This window comes from Pseudomonas sp. FH4, assembly GCF_000510915.2.
In the GTDB taxonomy this organism is placed as follows: Bacteria; Pseudomonadota; Gammaproteobacteria; order Pseudomonadales; family Pseudomonadaceae; genus Aquipseudomonas; species Aquipseudomonas brenneri.
The window spans coordinates 231,800-249,331 of sequence record NZ_AOHN01000019.1 but is presented as its reverse complement, the minus strand read 5'-3'; the positions used below and the strand labels follow the sequence as shown (position 1 = coordinate 249,331).

15 protein-coding genes are annotated in these 17,532 nt (G+C 60.7%); 5 read left to right on the top strand and 10 right to left on the bottom strand.

Annotated elements, in window-relative coordinates:
• Nucleotides 1-18: 18 nt before the first annotated feature.
• The 6 genes from H097_RS14490 to H097_RS14465 form a co-directional block, all read right to left on the bottom strand.
• Nucleotides 19-570 carry a hypothetical protein gene (locus H097_RS14490; RefSeq protein ID WP_032860549.1) on the bottom strand — a complete coding sequence of 184 codons (552 nt, stop codon included), beginning with the start codon at nucleotides 568-570 and terminating at the stop codon, nucleotides 19-21.
• Nucleotides 567-1,307, bottom strand: coding sequence for a DUF2092 domain-containing protein (locus H097_RS14485; RefSeq protein ID WP_032860548.1), 741 nt, complete (start codon nucleotides 1,305-1,307; stop codon nucleotides 567-569). Before H097_RS14485 ends, H097_RS14490 begins: the two co-directional genes overlap by 4 nt.
• A 20-nt stretch (nucleotides 1,308-1,327) precedes the next feature.
• Nucleotides 1,328-2,233, bottom strand: coding sequence for a transporter (locus H097_RS14480; RefSeq protein ID WP_032860547.1), 906 nt, complete (start codon nucleotides 2,231-2,233; stop codon nucleotides 1,328-1,330).
• A 45-nt stretch (nucleotides 2,234-2,278) separates the two neighbouring features.
• Complete coding sequence (locus H097_RS14475) at nucleotides 2,279-3,679, bottom strand: DUF1254 domain-containing protein (protein ID WP_032860545.1); 1,401 nt, start codon at nucleotides 3,677-3,679, stop codon at nucleotides 2,279-2,281.
• A gap of 95 nt (nucleotides 3,680-3,774) precedes the next feature.
• Nucleotides 3,775-4,536 carry a hypothetical protein gene (locus tag H097_RS14470; protein ID WP_050593369.1) on the bottom strand — a complete coding sequence of 254 codons (762 nt, stop codon included), beginning with the start codon at nucleotides 4,534-4,536 and terminating at the stop codon, nucleotides 3,775-3,777.
• Nucleotides 4,537-4,881: 345 nt separating this feature from the next.
• Nucleotides 4,882-5,250, bottom strand: coding sequence for a response regulator (locus H097_RS14465; protein ID WP_090293135.1), 369 nt, complete (start codon nucleotides 5,248-5,250; stop codon nucleotides 4,882-4,884).
• 220 nt (nucleotides 5,251-5,470) lie between these two features.
• Here H097_RS14465 and H097_RS14460 point away from each other — a divergent pair, with 220 nt between their 5' ends.
• The 5 genes from H097_RS14460 to H097_RS14440 all read left to right on the top strand — a co-directional run bounded on the left by H097_RS14460 (nucleotide 5,471) and on the right by H097_RS14440 (nucleotide 12,047).
• Nucleotides 5,471-8,971 (top strand): response regulator, encoded by a 3,501-nt coding sequence (locus H097_RS14460; RefSeq protein ID WP_032860543.1) that lies wholly within the window; start codon nucleotides 5,471-5,473, stop codon nucleotides 8,969-8,971.
• 15 nt (nucleotides 8,972-8,986) lie between these two features.
• Nucleotides 8,987-9,802, top strand: a complete 816-nt coding sequence (locus tag H097_RS14455) for a protein-glutamate O-methyltransferase CheR (protein WP_032860542.1) — start codon at nucleotides 8,987-8,989, stop codon at nucleotides 9,800-9,802.
• Nucleotides 9,799-10,404, top strand: coding sequence for a chemotaxis protein CheB (locus H097_RS14450; protein WP_032860541.1), 606 nt, complete (start codon nucleotides 9,799-9,801; stop codon nucleotides 10,402-10,404). The genes H097_RS14455 and H097_RS14450 overlap by 4 nt, the downstream gene beginning before the upstream one ends.
• On the top strand, nucleotides 10,398-11,591 hold the full coding sequence (locus H097_RS14445; protein WP_032860540.1) for a hybrid sensor histidine kinase/response regulator: 1,194 nt from the start codon (nucleotides 10,398-10,400) through the stop codon (nucleotides 11,589-11,591). The genes H097_RS14450 and H097_RS14445 overlap by 7 nt, the downstream gene beginning before the upstream one ends.
• Nucleotides 11,592-11,669: 78 nt before the next feature.
• Nucleotides 11,670-12,047: a response regulator gene (locus H097_RS14440; RefSeq protein WP_032860539.1), complete on the top strand. Its 378-nt coding sequence runs from the start codon at nucleotides 11,670-11,672 to the stop codon at nucleotides 12,045-12,047.
• A 37-nt stretch (nucleotides 12,048-12,084) separates the two neighbouring features.
• On the opposite strand, the gene H097_RS14435 is transcribed toward H097_RS14440, so the two are convergent.
• The 4 genes from H097_RS14435 to H097_RS14420 all read right to left on the bottom strand — a co-directional run bounded on the left by H097_RS14435 (nucleotide 12,085) and on the right by H097_RS14420 (nucleotide 17,437).
• Nucleotides 12,085-13,767 carry a response regulator gene (locus H097_RS14435; protein ID WP_032860538.1) on the bottom strand — a complete coding sequence of 561 codons (1,683 nt, stop codon included), beginning with the start codon at nucleotides 13,765-13,767 and terminating at the stop codon, nucleotides 12,085-12,087.
• Complete coding sequence (locus H097_RS14430) at nucleotides 13,764-15,266, bottom strand: ATPase domain-containing protein (RefSeq protein WP_032860537.1); 1,503 nt, start codon at nucleotides 15,264-15,266, stop codon at nucleotides 13,764-13,766. The genes H097_RS14435 and H097_RS14430 overlap by 4 nt, the downstream gene beginning before the upstream one ends.
• Before the next feature lie 143 nt (nucleotides 15,267-15,409).
• The gene (locus H097_RS14425) at nucleotides 15,410-16,468 is read right to left on the bottom strand and encodes a tetratricopeptide repeat protein (RefSeq protein ID WP_032860536.1); all 1,059 of its coding nucleotides are present in this window, start codon (nucleotides 16,466-16,468) and stop codon (nucleotides 15,410-15,412) included.
• A gap of 75 nt (nucleotides 16,469-16,543) precedes the next feature.
• The gene (locus tag H097_RS14420) at nucleotides 16,544-17,437 is read right to left on the bottom strand and encodes a bestrophin family protein (protein ID WP_032860535.1); all 894 of its coding nucleotides are present in this window, start codon (nucleotides 17,435-17,437) and stop codon (nucleotides 16,544-16,546) included.
• Between the last annotated feature and the right edge of the window lie 95 nt (nucleotides 17,438-17,532).

The following is a 17,532-nucleotide window of genomic DNA, read 5'->3' as shown; positions in this document are numbered from 1 at the left end:
CGTCCTTGAGGCAAGGGATCACCAGGGTGCGGCGACCACGATGTACTGCACGGAGCTGCCGACGTAATGCGGCTGGTACCAGGTCGGCCCGCAATGCTGGTAGGCCACGCCATTGGCGACAACCGACACGCAGTCCACCGGCACGCTGTTGACCCGTGTACCGATGGCCAGGACCGTGGCGGTGGTGGCGCCAATCACGGCGGCCGTAGCCCAGGGGTGATACCAGTCATCTGGCGGCGGTGGTGGTGGCGGTGGCGGGGGCGGCATCGGATAGGGATGCGGCCCAGGCCCCGGATAAGGCTGCGGGTGTGGCCCCGGCGGTGGCGGAGGATGTGGCTGCGGCCCCGGATAAGGATGTGGTCCCGGTTGTGGGTGCGGTTCGGGATGGGGCGGCAGTGGCCGGGGAGCCGGCATGGGGTGGGGCGGCGGGGGATGGAAGCCGCCACCACCATGGGGCACCACGAATGTCCGTGCGCCACCGCCGCCACGCATCTGCCAGGCCTGGGCGGCCAGCGGGTCGAACAGCGTCAGCAGCAAACTGGCGGTGAGCACCGCTGCCGTGGGCTTCATGGCTGGGCTCCTGCGGGGGCCAGGGGGATTGCCCGGGCGCCGGCCGGTGGGGTGAACTCAAAGTCCCGATCGTTGCTCGGGGCGTCAAGTTGCCAGCGGTAGTCAACGCTGTGGCGTGGCTGTTCGGCGCTGTCGCGGCGGCTGATCACCAGGCGGCACGGCAGTGGCTGCGGGCCCTGGCGAATCCACAGTTGCCAGTCGATATCCGGTTGTCGGTACGCATAGTGATCGCACACTTGGCCGTCGAGGGTTTGCTGATCGATCCACAGGGCATCACTCAGGCCTGCGACCTTGGCGGTATTGGCGTCCCAGCGGAACAGGTCGGCCAGGGGCAGTTCGATGCCGTAGCGCTCGCTCAATTGCGCGAGCAAGCTGGCGATGTCCGTGGGGGCGGCCTGTTCGGTGAAGTAACCGCTGCGGCTGTCGTAAAGGGTAAAGCGCTGGCCGTTGTAGAACAGGCTGCGGCGGTTGCCATCGCGTTCGACCTGCACCCGCAGTTTATCGGGCCGCCTGGCCTGCAGGTGGGTCCGGTGGTTGAACTCGATGACCTGGCCGTTTTCCAGGACCTGGTCGGTGCGGCTGTCGGCGTCGATACGCAACTGCTGCAAACCACGCAGGTAGCTGCCCATCTGCTCCAGGGCAGCCAGGGCCTTGGGCTCCAGTTCAGCGGCCACGGCCCCGCCGCTGACAAGCAGCAAGCCAAGCAATAACCGGTGTATGCGATGAAAACGCAACATGGCTTACCTCACTGGGGCGATTACCACACGTATTGCATGCGCAAGGTCCAGGTGTTCACGTCTGGCGAACCGCGTCGCTCGGCAATCGTGTCGGAATAGGCCAGCAGCCCACCGAACTGCGGTGTTAGCATAAAACCGAGGCTGGCTCCCAACAGGCCGTTTTCCTGCTTGTTGTCCTGCCAGATGCCGTCGATCTTGCTTTCGCCGCCACGGCTGTAGGTGGCATCCAGCGACGCCCAAAGCGCGCGGTTGATGGTGTAGCTGTAGTGGCCCTCGATGGCGTACAGCGGCTTTTGCTCCAGCTTGCTGTTGCCGTGGTACTCGTCGTTGTCGCCAAACAGCGAGACCCAGGTATTGATTTCCAGCCAGGTGGGGCCGAACGGCGTGCCAAAACCCAGCTCCGGCTTGACCACCCAGCGGTTGGCGCCGATGTTGATCACGCGGTCCTTGTCATAGTCGCCAGTCGGTACAGTGAGCCACACGGCGCCGGTGAGGAAGGTTTCGGGTTTCCAGTTGGCAAATTCCGCAGCGGTCAGCGCCGGGCCGCCGAAGATATTGTGCGCGAACACCACCTGGGCATCGCCCATGCCGCCGTTGTGCTTGGTGCCATCGAAGAAGCGCGCGTTGTCGAAGGATGCCGAAACGTCGGCATAGGGCTGGATAAGCTGAATGGCACTGTTGCGCCCGTCGATGCCGAACGAGCGGGCGTAGCGCAACAGATACACATCGGCGTTGAGCGACAAACCATCGATCGGCAACGTGGTGTCGATGGGCGTGTTGGTGTCGACCCGGTTGTAGTAACCGAACAGCATATTCAGGTCCGTGGGGGTGTTCTGCCAATCCCTGGCGTTGTCGGCAAACCCCATCCCCGGCATCAGCGCCAGTGTGGCGGTAGCGAATGCACTCAGTTGACTGCGTGAAACCATGGCTCTACTCCTTGTTTCGGCCTGACGTCAGGGATCGTTGGGCGGTTATTTTATCGGGGTCAGCGGCGGTAGCTTCCACTGGCCGTTACCCACCTCAGGCTTGGGCAGGTAAATGCGCAGGATTGCGTAGAACGGGCCGGGGGGCGCCGGCAGCCAGTTGCTTTGTTCGGCTTTTGGGGGCTCGTGGTGCTGGACCTTGAGGGTCAAGCCCCCATCGGCATCAAGCTTGAGCTCGGGCAACATCCGCGAGTTGATCAGGTAGCGTTTCTTGTGGTTGGCCACCAGCAGCTTGTTTTTGCCGTTGTACAGGGTCAGCGACCAGAACGCGTCGGCGGGCGGCAACTGGTCCTTGGCGAAATGCAGCGTGTAGCTGTGCTTCGCGCCGTTGGCCGGCTTGCCTTCACTGTCGACGAAGTAGCTCATGTAGGCCGCTTCATCGGTGGAGTTGCCAAAAATCCCCATGTCGGCACCGGCGTAGCGGTACAGGTAGTTGTTTTTCAGGTGATCGCGGCTGCCGAACAGATCGCCGCTGGTGATTTGGTGGGTATCGACCTTGTCCTTTTTAAAAGTCGCAAACTCGGCCTTGCCGTCGGCGATGCCGTCTTCCAGGGCCTTGCGCTGTTCGGCGCTGAGTTGCGCGACCTTGAACGGCGCACCAGGGGCGATACCGATCTTGGCAAAGCGCGCCAGCAGGTCTTTTTCACTGTCCTGGGGCGCAGCGAAGGCCAGCATGAAGTTCAGGTAGCGGAACAGTTGCGGGCTGTCGCTCATGTCGGCGACCGGCTTGGGCCATTCGATCTTCGGCACCTTGGCAGGCGCTGCCTGTTTGACGTAGCTGCTCAGGGGCTGGACTTTGTAGCCGCCCTGGATCTGCTTGACCTTGGCCAGGTCCTTGTCATCGAACAACTGGGTGCGATACAGCGCGTAGGCGATATTGCTTTCGCTGTAGACCACACGGTCCACATCCACCGGCTGCTGGCCCTTCCAGTTGGGCCCGGCGACCATGTAGTGCCCGCCATTGTTGCCGGTGCTGCGGGTGCCCAGGTAGGCGAAGTTCTGGGTATAGAGGTCGATCAACTGCACGGAGTAGTAACGGCTGTCCTCGATTTTCGGCAGGGTCAGCACCACCGGTTCACGGCGCAGGTCCAGCCAGACAAAGGAGTAGGGCGTGTCCGAATTGGGGGTGACGAATGCCGTGTCCTTGGGCGTGAAAACCTTGGCGGTGTTGCCGACTTTATTGAATGGTGCCTTGAAGTTGACGCCGCCCTTGTCCACCGCCTGGGTGTAGAGGGTCTTGTACATTTCCACCACCGGGAAGCCATACAGATAGGCTTCCTTGGCAATGGCCCGGGCTTCGCTGGGGGTGGCGGTAAAGTCCGCCCAGGCGCCGGTGCTCAGCACTATCGAGAGGCTCGCCAAGAGTAGGCGCGTTGGTTTTCCAATCATGTTGGTACGTCCTTCCTTCAATACGTTACGCCACTGGCAGATAGGGCCAGTAGGCCCAAGCCAGCATTGTGAATCAGGGCCCGCCTAAATCGTGGTTATTTACCGAAAGTGACGTTGATCCCGGCGAACAGGGTGAACTGCGGCAACCCATCGCCTTTGCGCGCCACCGTCCACTGCGGCTCGATAAAAGCGTTGAGAATATTGCTGCCGGCTTTCCATGCCTTGCCTGCACCGAGCCCGATGGGGATGTAGTGGGTGTCGTTCTTCAGGTCAAAGGTCCAGGTGCCGGTGGAGCGCAGGTACCAGCCCTTGGGCAGGTTATGGATGATGAACGGTTGAAAAGTGGCACTTTCCACGTGCGCCCGGTCCCGGTCGCCGGCGAACGAGCTTTGGTACTGCACCAGTGCGCCCAGCAGGCCACGGGGCGACGCGTCGATGGCAATGGCGGCCAGGCCCGCCTGCCATTTGCCAGTGCCCAGTTCATCGTGCTCGGCGGTCGGCGCAGTTATCTGCGGGCCGATGCCCAACTGCACGCCATCGGTCTTGAGCAGGAAAATATCGAACAGGTTCAGGTCGCCGATACCGGTGCTGTAGCCACTGTGTGGATCAGGTCGGGTGCTCAGGGGCAGGGTGGCGCGCAGCAGTTGCGGCACGCCGATAAAATCCGACGGGGCAATGGGCAGCGTGCCGCGCAACAACAGGTCATTGGTATGGGCATCGCTGTCGTACAACTTGGGGGTGTAGTAGTCCTGCAGGTTGGCCCCCGGCGCCAGGTTGAGCGGGTTATTGCTCTTGTTCGCTGTGTCGGCGTTATCGGCCTGGGCAGCAAACGTGGGCAACAGCAAAGAGGCCAACATAAATGCCGGAAGTCGCGGTGGCGTGAACATCATGATTCCCCAGTTCCTTGGTCACTGACCCGATAGCGATTCGTATGGGCTGCCGGTGGTCCTTATTCGAAAATCTTGTAGGACATGTCGTTTGAAGCTAGCAGCTAAATTCAGACTCGCTAGTCATTCGAATGAATTAATGACTTCGTGTGGGGGGCAATCACGGTTTTTGCGGGGATATATGTCTAGCAGAGCCAGTGCGCGGACCAGCTTACCTTGTAGGAGCTGGCTTGCCAGCGATGGCGCCGGAAAGGGCGCTGAGTAGTGTCAAGTGGCCCAGGTCATCGTTAGCGACCATCGCTGGCAAGCCAGCGCCTACAAGGGGGTACCCAGCATGCCTTTGACTTTATCGCGCAACTGGTCGATGGAGAACGGCTTGGCAATCATCTGCACGCCCGCGGGCAAGTCGATGTTTTCGGCATAGCCACTGGCAAGCAGGATGGGCAGGGTTGGACGCAGTTCTCGGGTTTTTTCCGCCAGTTCCTTGCCATTCATACCCGGCAGGCCCCAGTCGGTCATCATCAGGTCGATCACTTTTGCGCTGTCTTCTATGAATGCCTGCGCAGCTTCGGCGTGTTCAGCCACCAGCACCTTGAACTCCAGTTCTTCGAGCACATCGACGATCAGCATGCGCACGATGGCATCGTCTTCGACTACAAGGATGGTGGATTCGCCGGACATAATGAGGGTTCCCAATAAGTGGAGGTACAGGTCTTGATCAGCTGAAAGACCATCCTCTAATGAGTCGCGTCGATCCCGGCAAGTTCCCGAAACAGTGCGGGCATTGTGCCGATAATCAGGCGCAATGTCCTCGGTGTGTCGTTGAAATACGGTAGAAACATAGCCGTCGTCGTCGATTTTGGGGCAAACTTCCGGTTTTTCCGTACTTGGCCAAGGCACGCCCATGACTCCCGCTTCGTCAGTCGATGAAAACAGTTTCCGCAAACTCCTGAGCCGCAACGTAGCGCTGCCGCTCGGTGTGGGGGTGATCAGTGCGGTGTTTTTCGTGTGCCTGATCACCTACCTGTTGTCGGTGATCCAGTGGGTGGAGCACACGGACCGGGTGATCAACAACCTCAATGAAACCGCGAAACTGACGGTTGACCAGGAAACCGGCATGCGTGGTTTCCTGATTACCGGCGACGAGCATTTCCTTGACCCTTATGAAGTGGCCAAGCCACGGATCATTGCCGATCTGCGCAATTTGCAGGCGCTGGTCGCGGATAACCCCCAGCAAGTGGATCGCCTCAAGCGCCTGGAATCGTTACAACTGGAGTGGAACAACTACGCCCAGACGATGATTGACCTGCAACGCCAGAACGGCGATTACCGTGGCGCAGTGAAAGCCGGGCGGGGCAAGCGCCTGACCGACGAGATCCGCAAGGAATACGATGCAGCGATTGCGATGGAGCAGCAGTTCCGGCTCGAACGCAATGAGGACGTCACTCGCACCACTGTGCTCAGCGTGACGCTTTACTTGCTGTTTGTGTTGGGCCTGAGTGGTTTTCTGGCGTATGCAGGCAGAAAAAACCTAGTCGTCCTGTCCGACAGCTACAGCGCCAACCTGGCGTCGCAAATGAAGATCGCCAAGCGCCTGGAACAGCAGGCCTGGCTGCGTAACGGCCAGACCGAACTGGCTGAACAGGTGCTGGGCCAACTGACGCTGAACCTGCTGGGGCGCAATATCCTGCAATTTTGTGCCCAATACATGGGCTCGGTGGTGGCCGCCCTGTATGTGCGTGAAGAACACGGCGGTCTCAAGCGCGTGGCTACGTATGGCTTCTCCCGGGAGCAGGAGCAGCAGGAACAGGCGATCTACCGCGACGAGGGAATTGTCGGCCAGGCCGCCCAGCAGCACCGCCTGATTCGCCTGGACGATGTGCCGGTGGACTACTTCAAGGTCAGCTCCGGTCTGGGTGACGGTACGCCGCGCAGCGTGTTGGTGGTGCCGACCAGCGATGACGATCGGGTCAATGGGGTGATTGAACTGGGCTTCTTGCGCCCGCTGGACGAGCGTGATGTGGAACTGCTGGAGCTGATCGCCGGCAATATCGGCACCTCCATTGAAGCCGCGCGCTATCGCCAGCGGTTGCAGGAAGTGCTGGCCGAGACCCAGCAACTCAATGAAGAGCTGCAAGTGCAGCAGGAAGAGCTCAAGACCGCCAACGAGGAACTGGAAGAGCAGTCACGCATCCTCAAGGAATCCCAGGCTCACCTGGAAACCCAGCAGGCGGAGCTGGAACAGACCAACGAGCAATTGGCCGAGCAGACCCAGGTCCTCGCCGACCAGCGCGATGCCATGGACCGCAAGAACGTTGAGCTCAATCGCGCCCAGGTCGAGCTGGAGGACCGCGCCGATGAGTTGCAGCGCTCCAGCAAGTACAAGTCCGAGTTCCTCGCCAACATGTCCCATGAGTTGCGCACGCCGCTCAACAGTTCGCTGATCCTGGCCAAGCTGCTGGCGGAGAACTCCGAGGAAAACCTCAGCGCCGAACAGGTCAAGTTTGCCGAGTCGATCTACTCGGCCGGCAACGATCTGCTCAACCTGATCAATGACATTCTGGATATTGCCAAGGTCGAGGCTGGCAAGCTCGATATGCGCCCGGAAAACACCAGCGTCGCACGCCTGGCCGATGGTTTGCGCGGGATGTTCGAGCCATTGGCGGCGGATCGCAAGCTTGGATTCCAGGTGGAGGTTCAGGCCGGTGCGCCGCTGATGTTGTTCACCGACCGCCAGCGCCTGGAGCAGATCCTCAAGAACCTGCTGTCCAATGCAGTCAAGTTCACCGAGAAAGGCCAGGTCAGCCTGACCATTTCCCGCCAGCCGGGGGAGGGTATTGCCTTTACCGTGCGCGACTCGGGGATCGGTATCGCCCCGGACCAGCAGGAAAGCATCTTCGAAGCCTTCCGCCAGGCCGATGGCACCACCAACCGCCGTTATGGCGGTACCGGTCTCGGGCTGTCCATTTCCCGCGACCTGGCCACCTTGCTGGGCGGCTATATCAACGTCACCAGTGAGCCGGGCCAGGGCAGCATCTTTACCCTGGTGCTGCCGGAGCAGTACGTTGAACGCGATGAAGACGCGCCCGCCATCGAGCGCCCGCGGGCAGCCGTGATTGCTCCGGCACCCGTAGCACCGATCAAGGTGTCGCCGTTGCCGGTGGCCGACGAAGCGTTGATCCCGCGATTTGCCGATGACCGCGAACTGGCCCCGTTCACCACCCGCTGCATCCTGGTGGTGGAAGACGAGCCGAACTTTGCGCGGATCCTCTTCGACCTGGCCCACGAACTGGGGTATCACTGCCTGGTGGCCCACGGTGCGGACGAGGGCTACACCCTGGCCGAACAGTACCTGCCCGATGCGATCCTGCTGGACATGCGTCTGCCGGACCACTCCGGTCTCACCGTGTTGCAACGCCTCAAGGAGCACGCCCAGACCCGGCATATCCCGGTGCATGTGATTTCCGTCGAGGACCGTGTCGAAGCCGCCATGCACATGGGCGCCATCGGTTATGCCGTCAAGCCCACCACCCGCGAAGAACTCAAGGACGTGTTTGCGCGCCTGGAGGCCAAGTTGACGCAGAAGGTCAAACGCATCCTGCTGGTGGAGGACGACGATTTGCAGCGCGACAGCATTGCCCGCCTGATCGGCGACGAAGACATTGAAATCACCGCCGTTGGTTTCGCCCAGGAGGCCCTGGATCTGCTGCGCAGCACGGTATACGACTGCATGATCATCGATCTCAAGTTGCCGGACATGCTCGGCAACGAGTTGCTCAAGCGCATGGCCACCGAGGACATCTGTTCGTTCCCGCCGGTGATTGTCTATACCGGGCGCAACCTGACCCGGGATGAAGAGGCGGAACTGCGCAAGTATTCGCGTTCCATCATCATCAAGGGGGCCCGCTCACCTGAACGGTTGCTGGACGAAGTGACACTGTTTTTGCACAAAGTCGAATCCCAGCTGTCCCAGGAGCGGCAGAAGATGCTCAAGACCGCCCGCAGCCGCGACAAGGTCTTCGAGGGCCGCAAGGTGTTGCTGGTGGACGACGATGTACGCAACATTTTCGCCCTTACCAGCGCCCTGGAACACAAGGGGGCGATTGTGGTGATTGGCCGTAATGGCCGTGAAGCCATCGAAAGACTCAATGAAGTCGAGGATATCGACCTGGTGTTGATGGACGTGATGATGCCGGAGATGGATGGCTACGAGGCGACCGCCTTGATCCGCCAGGACCCGCGCTGGCGCAAGTTGCCGATCATTGCGGTGACGGCCAAGGCGATGAAGGACGATCAGGAGCGCTGCCTCGCAGCGGGCTCCAACGATTACCTGGCCAAGCCCATCGACCTGGACCGGCTGTTCTCGCTGATTCGAGTGTGGTTGCCCAAGATGGAACGCATTTAAGTGGAAATACACTAAGTGGATCGAAGTACAGATATTGAACTGCGCTTGCTGATCGAGGCGATTTACCTCAAGTACAGCTATGACTTTCGTGACTACTCCGGGGCTTCGGTCAAGCGTCGCGTGGCCCATGCCTTGCGCCAGTTCGACTGCAAGACGATTTCGGCGTTGCAGGAGCGGGTGCTGCACGATCCCACGGCGTTCATGCAGTTGCTGCAGTTTCTGACTATCCCGGTCAGCGAGATGTTTCGCGACCCGTCGCACTTCCTGGCGATTCGCCAGGAAGTGGTGCCTTTGCTCAAGACTTACCCGTCGATCAAGATCTGGATCGCCGGTTGCAGTACCGGGGAAGAAGTGTATTCCATGGCCATTTTGTTGCGTGAGGAGGGTTTGCTCGAGCGCACTATCATTTATGCCACGGATATCAACCCCAACTCCCTGGACAAGGCCAAGCAGGGGATTTTTTCCCTGGAAAACGTCCGTGCCTATACCCACAATTATCAGCAGGCGGGTGGGAAACAGTCGTTTGCCGACTACTACACGGCGGCCTACGATTACGCGATCTTTGACAAGACCCTGCGGGAAAACGTGACGTTTGCCGACCATAGCCTGGCAACCGACAGTGTGTTCTCGGAAACACAATTGATTTCATGTCGTAACGTTCTGATTTATTTCAATAAAAAGTTGCAGGATCGGGCGTTTGGACTGTTTCATGAGTCACTGTGCCATCGCGGCTTCCTGGTGTTGGGCAGTAAGGAAACCCTGGATTTTTCCGCCTACAGCAAACAGTTCGAACCCTTGGTCAAGCAAGAACGGATCTACCGCAAATCATGAATGAAACTGCTGTCAGCCTGGCGCGTGTGCCGGGTGTCCAAGCCATTGTCGTTGGCGCATCAGCCGGAGGGGTCGAGGCGTTGTTGAGCATTTTTGGTGCCTTGGCGCCAGGGTTCAGCCTGCCGATCATCGCCGTGCTGCACCTGCCGGATGAGCGCCGCAGCCAGTTGGCCGAGGTGTTTGACCGGCGTGTGGCGATGACGGTGGTGGAAGCGCGGGACAAGGAGCAGATCCAGCCCGGTACCCTCTACTTTGCGGGCCCTGGCTATCACTTATCAGTGGAACACGACCGCAGCCTGTCGCTGAGCCAGGAAGAGCGCGTTCATCACTCGCGCCCGGCCATTGATTATCTGTTTGAGTCTGCCGCCGACGCCTATGGCCCGAACCTGCTGGCAATCCTGCTGACCGGTGCCAACCAGGACGGTGCGCGAGGCCTGGCCCACGTCAAACAGCGTGGCGGCATCACCGTGGTGCAGGACCCTTCGGATGCGCGGGTGGACGTAATGCCCAAGGCGGCCCTGGCGCTGCATACACCTGACCATATCCTTACCTTGAGCCGCATTGGCGATTTGCTGGCTTCCCTGGAATCTTCCCCATGTTAAGTACTATCCAGGCCAAACTGCTGATCGTCGACGATCTGCCGGAAAACCTGTTGGCCCTTGAAGCGCTGATCAAGCGCGAGGACCGTCAGGTCTACAAGGCCTTGAGTGCCGACGAGGCCTTGTCGCTGCTGCTGGAGCACGAGTTCGCCATGGCGATTCTCGACGTGCAGATGCCCGGCATGAATGGCTTCGAACTGGCCGAAATGATGCGCGGTACCGAAAAGACCAAGAACATCCCGATCGTGTTTGTCAGCGCGGCAGGCCGTGAGCTCAACTATGCCTTCAAGGGCTACGAGAGCGGCGCGGTGGACTTCCTGCACAAGCCGCTGGATATCCATGCGGTCAAGAGCAAGGTCAATGTATTTGTCGACCTGTTTCGCCAGAGCAAGGCCATGAAGTTGCAGGTCGAAGCCCTGGAGCAGAGCCGGCGCGAGCAGGAACTGTTGCTCAACCGCCTGCAGGCGACCCAGGCGCAACTGGAGCAGGCGGTGCGCATGCGCGATGACTTTATGTCTATCGTCGCCCACGAGGTGCGTACGCCCCTGAACGGTCTGATCCTGGAAACCCAGTTGCGCAAGATGCACCTGGCCCGGAACAACGCCACCGCCTTTACCCTGGACAAGATGCACGCCATGGTCGACCGCGATGAGCGGCAGATCCAGAGCCTGATCCGCCTGATCGAGGACATGCTCGACGTGTCGCGGATCCGCACCGGCAAGCTGTCGATCCGCCCCGGGCATTTTGACCTGGCGAACCTGGTGCGCAACCTGCTGGAGAACTTTGCCCCGCAAGTGGCGGCAGCCGAATCGTCGGTGCAACTGGATGCGCCCCAGCCGGTAGAGGGTAATTGGGATGAGTTTCGCATTGAGCAAGTGGTGTCCAACCTGTTGACCAACGCCCTTCGCTACGGTGCCAAGAGCCCGGTGGATGTCCGAGTGTATGTTGAACATGAGGAGGCGCGGGTTGAAGTGCAGGACCGCGGGATTGGCATCAGCGAAGACAATCAGAGACGAATTTTCCAGCAGTTCGAGCGGGTGTCTGCCAACCATGCGGTGGCAGGGCTTGGCCTGGGTCTGTTTATTTCCGAGCAGATTGTGGCGGCCCACGGTGGCACTATTGAAGTCGAGAGCCGGATAGGAGAAGGCGCATTGTTTCGAGTGTGCCTGCCCCTGGGGCCTGGGGCGTGAAATCAATCGCCGCCCTGACGCAACCTCTGCGTGACCCGATGGTCGTAACAGCAGCAATTGACCGGACAAAGGCTTCCCATGAGTGAAGATGCACAAGATGTTGTACTGATCGTCGAGGATGACGAGTCGATCATGTTCGTGCTGGGCGAGTACCTCGCAGGCCTGGGGTATCGGGTACTCAAGGCGGTCGACGGCGAGCAGGCTTTTGAAATCCTCGCCTCCAAGCCGCACCTGGACTTGATGGTCACCGACTATCGTCTGCCTGGCGGGATTTCCGGGGTGCAGATTGCCGAGCCGGCGATCAAGTTGCGGCCTGAGTTGAAGGTGATCTTTATCAGCGGGTACCCACAGGAGATCCTCGACTGCAACAGCCCGATCACGCGTAATGCACCGATCCTGGCCAAGCCGTTTGATCTGGATACGCTACATGAGCATATCCAGCGGTTGTTGGCTTGAGCTCTCGCCTGCGACCGTCGCTGTGGGCGGTTCAGGCTCACCCTGAGCCTGACGCCCTGATCATCTCCCGCACCTTCGCGGTCAACAGATCAAACGTAAATGGCTTGGTGATCAGTTGCATGCCAGGGTCCAGGAACCCCCCGCGCACCGCCGCATGCTCGGCATACCCGGTAATAAACAACACCTTCAGGTCTGGGCGAATCTGCCTGCCTATCTCCGCCAGTTGCCGTCCGTTCATCCCCGGTAACCCCACGTCACTGATCAGCAGATCAATGCGCTGGCTGGATTCGATAATCGGCAGCGCGCTGTCGGCATCCGAAGCTTCGACAAAGGCATAGCCCAATTCACTCAGCACCTGGCTGACCAGCACCCGCACTGCCGGGTCGTCCTCGACGATCAGCACGGTCTCACCGCAATTGGCAAAGGGCAGCAGGGCCGGGTCGTGAGGCATGTCGGCGGGGATTTCGCCGACAAAACGCGGTAGGAACAGGCTGACGGTGGTGCCCTGGCCAACCACGCTGTGAATGGTCACATGGCCATGGGATTGGCGAGCGAAGCCGTAGATCATCGACAAACCCAGGCCGGTGCCCTGGCCGATGGGCTTGGTGGTGAAGAAGGGGTCGAAGGCCCGGCTGATCACGGTGTCGGGCATCCCGCAGCCGGTATCACTGACGCTCAGCTCCACGTAGTCGCCCGGCGTCAGCGTGCCGTATGCCGCAGTGAACATGTTGTCCAGGTGACGATTACGGGTTTGCACCACCAGCCGGCCGCCATCCGGCATGGCGTCCCGGGCATTCAGGGCCAGGTTGAGCAGGGCGCTTTCCAGTTGGTTGGGGTCGGCTTCAGCGGTCCACAATTGCCCGTCCAGTTGCATCTGGAGAACGATGCTTTCGTTGAGGCTGCGTTGCAGCAGTTCGCCCATGGCCGTCACCAGTTGGTTGATCTCCACCGGTTTGGAGTCCAGTGACTGGCGGCGAGAGAACGCCAGCAGGCGGTGGGTCAGGCCGGCGGCGCGGTTGGCCGAGGTGACACCAAGGTCGATCAGGCTGTCGAGGTCATCCAGGCGCCCCCGCGCCAGGCGCCGGCGCAGCAGTTCCAGGCTGCCGATAATGCCGGTGAGCATATTGTTGAAGTCGTGGGCGATGCCGCCGGTCAATTGGCCGACGGCTTCCATTTTTTGCGACTGGCGCAAGGCTTCTTCGTTAGTGCGCAACTGGGCGGTGCGTTCTTCGACTTGCTGCTCAAGGGTTTCCAGGGTGCGTTGCAGGCGCAGTTCGCTCTGGCTCAAGTCGATCAGGCGGTCCCGGGCCTCGTACTGCCTTCGGCGGCCACGCAGGGCGGTGCTCACCAGGCTGATCAAGGTCACCGGATGAAACGGCCGCTCCAGCAAAGTGATATTGCCCAGCCTGGCGCTCAGGTGCGAGGACGCGTTCTGTTCGCAGCCGCCGTGGTGAGTCAGCAGCACGATCGGCAGGTCCGACCAGGCCGGCTGCTGGTGCAGGTAGTCCAGCAGTGGTTCCAGGCCGACCCCAAGCAAGGCTTCGGCGGCAATAATGAGCAGGCCCGCACCTTGTTCCGCCTCCTCGCAAAGCATCGGCAGGTTGGTGGCAGCGATACCACTGAAACCTGCCTCGTTGAGCATCATCAGCGCCAGCGAGCTGTCCCGTCCCAAGGGCGCGAGAATGATCGCGCGCTCGGAAACGGCCGGCAGGCTACTCACAAGCTCTCATCCTTGAGCAGCGGGTTGCCAGCACCCATGTAGGTAGGGACGCCACGTAGCACGCCCTGGAAGGCTTCGAGGGGTTCGCCGATGGTCATACCCTGGCTGGCGATGCGGTACTCGCGAATGGTCGACTCATGGCTGCCGGTGCGTTTCTTGATGATCGAAATGGCCCGTCGCACCTTGCCCAACGCTTCGAAGTAGCGCAGCAGGATCACCGTGTCTGCCAGGTAGGTGATATCCACCGGGGCCTGCATATCGCCGACCAGGCCGTGTTGGGCCACGGTCATGAAGGTCGCCGCGCCCCGGCGGTTGAGGTACAGCAACAGCTCGTGCATGTGCAGCACCAGGGCGTTTTCCTCGGGCATGGCCGCCTGATAGCCGTTGATGCTGTCGATGACCACGGTCTTGATCTGGCGTTCGTCCACGCAGCGCCGCACCCGGTGGGAAAACTCGCCCGGCGACAGCTCGGCGGCATCCACCTGTTCGATCAACAGGTTGCCAGTGGCTTGCAGGGCGGCCAGGTCGATGCCCATGTTTTTCATGCGGTCGAACAACAGGCCCAGCTCTTCATCGAAGATAAACAGTGCAGCTTTTTCACCACGGGCCACTGCGGCGGCGGCGAAGATCATCGAAATCAACGATTTGCCAGTACCGGCCGGGCCCAGGATCAGGGTGCTGGAGCCGGTCTCGATACCGCCACCCAGCAGTGCGTCCATCTCACGAATGCCGCTGGTCAGGGTCTGGCGGTTGTAGCCGCCCCGGTGCTCGGCCGCCACCAGGCGCGGGAACACATGCACGCCGTCCTGCATGATGGTGAAGTCGTGAAAGCCGCCACGGTATTTCTGCCCGCGGTACTTCACCACCCGCACACGGCGCCGTTCCGCGCCGTAGTTGGGGGTCAGCTCTTCCAGGCGGATCACCCCGTGGGCCACGCTGTGTACGGTTTTGTCCAGGGACTCGGTGGTCAAGTCGTCCAGCAGCAGTACAGTGGCTTCGTAGCGCACGAAGTAGTGCTTGATCGCGAGGATCTGCCTGCGATAACGCAATGAGCTTTGTGCCAGCAGGCGGATCTCCGAGAGGCTGTCGATCACCACACGGGTGGGCTTGACCCGTTCCACCACTTCGAAGATCTGCCGGGTGGCCTCGCCCAGCTCCAGGTCGGAGGAGTACAGCAGGCTTTGCTGATGCTCGGCATTGAGCAGGCTTTCCGGTGGGGTCAGTTCAAAAATATGGATGTGTTCGTCCAGGTCCCAGCCATGGGACTTGGCACCCTGGCGCAGCTCGCGCTCGGTTTCCGACAGGGTGATGTACAGCGATCGTTCGCCGGCCTTGGCCCCGGCCTGGAGAAAGTGCAGGGCCACGGTGGTCTTGCCGGTGCCGGGTTCACCTTCGAGCAGGAACAGGTGGCTACGCGATAGGCCCCCGCAAAGAATGTCGTCAAGACCTTCGATGCCGGTGGCCGCTTTTGCTGTGAACAGCTCTTTGGATGTAGACAAGAAGTGCCCTCGGGTCACGTATCAAATGGAGGGGCGTGCGGGCTAAGGCACGCCATATTCACTTGACCGTTGGGCTATGGGGCGGTTCAACGTTTTCTATCAAATGTGTAATCCAGCGCGCAGCGCTTAACCACTTGAGCGCTTCAAAGCCCTTGTTGCAGCGCCGGATCGTCGGGGTTTTGCTGTTCCAGCTGTGCCAACAGCACCTGCACGTTCTGCAACTGGCCGCTTTCCTTCCAGTAGTTGATCAACAGTACCCGGGCCTTGCGGTTGGCGGGATGGCGCTGGACGATTTCTTCCAACTGGCGCTGGGCGGCTTCCAACTCCTCCTGATCATGCAGGGTGGTGGCCAGGTCGTAGCGGTAATCCTGATTGTCGGGTTCCAGTTCCACGGCCTTGGACAGGCCCAGCAGGGCATACTCGCGCTCGCCATGGTGCAGCAGCCACATGCCCAGGGCATGTTGCAGGTAGGCCGACTCGGGATGGGCTTGTAGTTGGGCCGCCAGCACTTGGCGCGAATCATCGACCTTGCCTTGCTTATCCAGCAACTCGATGCGCGCCACCACGGCCGGCAGGTTCTCCGGGTCCAGGCGCAAGGCCTGCTCCAGGGCATGCTGTGCTTCGGGCAACAGGGCGCTGTGGATGTACAGGCGTGCCAGCTGGATCCAGCCTTCGGGGCTTTCGGGTTGGGACTTGAGGTATTTCACATATTCATCCAGCACCTGCTGCAAGGGGCCGAAGTACAGGCCCAGGGTGTCGGGAGACAGCCCCAACAGGGCATTGGCGGCGGCAAACCGCACGCTTTGCTCGTCATCGTCGAGCAAAGGGCCAAGCAACAAGGTGCGCTGGCCGCTGGGCACCAGGCCGACGATGCTGGTAATGGCTGCCTGGCGCACCAGTGGTGCCGGGTGGCTCAGGTCCTTGTCCGCCAGTTTCAATGCCTGGGGGCTTGGGTAGTTGTGCAGTTCACTGTGCAGGGCCGCGCGGCGCACATCGGACAGGTCCGGCCGGGCCAATTGCTGATACAGCACCCGCGCCGCGCCAGGTTCGCCGTTATGCGCCTGTTTCATTGCTTTGGAGTAACCGTGGGCAATAGCCGGGGGGACAGACACGCTGGGAGTGCGGGAGAAATACCAAATGATCAGTACGACAAACAACAGGGCGCTCAGGCCGATGATCGAGTAACGGCGTGACTTTGACATGCAGGCGTCCGAAAGCTGGGCAGCTAGTGCAAAGTGCTCAGCTTCGGTCAGACACCGACGAGTGTCAAACCTGTGTCACGTCAGTACGTAGTCCACGGGCTCCAGGGGCGCGGGCAGCTCGGTTTCGCCCAGCGCCGCAAGGATGTCGCGCTCCAGGGTACGCACGATGGCATTGCAGGGCAGGTCGTTTTCGTCGAAGCCGAACGGGTCTTCCAGGTCATCGCCGATCTCATCCAGGCCAAAGAAGGTGTAGCTGACGATGGCGGTAAAAATCGGCGTCAGCCAACCCAGTGGCTCGGCCATGGCAAACGGCAGCAGGATGCAGAACAGGTAGATGGTGCGGTGCAGCAACAGGGTGTAGGGAAAGGGCAGTGGCGTGCTCTTGATTCGTTCGCACGCGGCTTGCACCTGGCTCAGGCCCACCAGGCGGGTTTCCAGCTGGGTGTAGCGCCAGTCACTGATCCGGCCCTGTTGCGCAGCGTTTGAGCAGTGCGCGCCGAGAGATTGCAGGATGCTGTCGGGCAGGTTCGGGTGGCTGGGTTCAACGCGGGACCACGGCTTGATGGCGCGGGCCTCGTCTTCGTGGCGCAGGCGGGCAACCAGGCCGTGGGCAAAACCACACAAACCACGCAACAGACCTTCACGCTCGCCAGGCTGTGTGAACACCTGGGTTTCACGGATCAGCGAGCGGATCTCAACGATCATCTGCCCCAGTTGCTTGCGGCCCTCCCACCAGCGGTCGTAGCAGGCGTTATTGCGAAAGCTCATGAAGATCGACAGCGACAACCCCAGCAGCGTGAACGGCGTGGCGTTGACCTTGGAAAAATAGGCTGGGTGCAGGGTCTCCACCAGCACGATCACCGAGGCCAGCAGCGTGACCAACAGGCTGCGCAGGGCAATACGCTTGGCAATCGAGCCCTTGAGGGAGAACAGGATGCCGAACAGATTGGGTTTGGGGCGAACAATCATCGAGGGGCTTCTTCGGTGGCGCAGGCCCTCAGATTAGAAGCAGGCGGGCAGGGCGTCCAATCGCTTGCGTTGACTGGATGATTGTCGGCCTCTAT

Coding starts and splice junctions, on each gene's coding strand:
- H097_RS14490 (WP_032860549.1), bottom strand. CDS start 570: ATGAAGCCCACGGCAGCGGTGCTCACCGCCAGTTTGCTGCTGACGCTG.
- H097_RS14485 (WP_032860548.1), bottom strand. CDS start 1,307: ATGTTGCGTTTTCATCGCATACACCGGTTATTGCTTGGCTTGCTGCTT.
- H097_RS14480 (WP_032860547.1), bottom strand. CDS start 2,233: ATGGTTTCACGCAGTCAACTGAGTGCATTCGCTACCGCCACACTGGCG.
- H097_RS14475 (WP_032860545.1), bottom strand. CDS start 3,679: ATGATTGGAAAACCAACGCGCCTACTCTTGGCGAGCCTCTCGATAGTG.
- H097_RS14470 (WP_050593369.1), bottom strand. CDS start 4,536: ATGTTGGCCTCTTTGCTGTTGCCCACGTTTGCTGCCCAGGCCGATAAC.
- H097_RS14460 (WP_032860543.1), top strand. CDS start 5,471: ATGACTCCCGCTTCGTCAGTCGATGAAAACAGTTTCCGCAAACTCCTG.
- H097_RS14450 (WP_032860541.1), top strand. CDS start 9,799: ATGAATGAAACTGCTGTCAGCCTGGCGCGTGTGCCGGGTGTCCAAGCC.
- H097_RS14445 (WP_032860540.1), top strand. CDS start 10,398: ATGTTAAGTACTATCCAGGCCAAACTGCTGATCGTCGACGATCTGCCG.
- H097_RS14440 (WP_032860539.1), top strand. CDS start 11,670: ATGAGTGAAGATGCACAAGATGTTGTACTGATCGTCGAGGATGACGAG.
- H097_RS14425 (WP_032860536.1), bottom strand. CDS start 16,468: ATGTCAAAGTCACGCCGTTACTCGATCATCGGCCTGAGCGCCCTGTTG.
- H097_RS14420 (WP_032860535.1), bottom strand. CDS start 17,437: ATGATTGTTCGCCCCAAACCCAATCTGTTCGGCATCCTGTTCTCCCTC.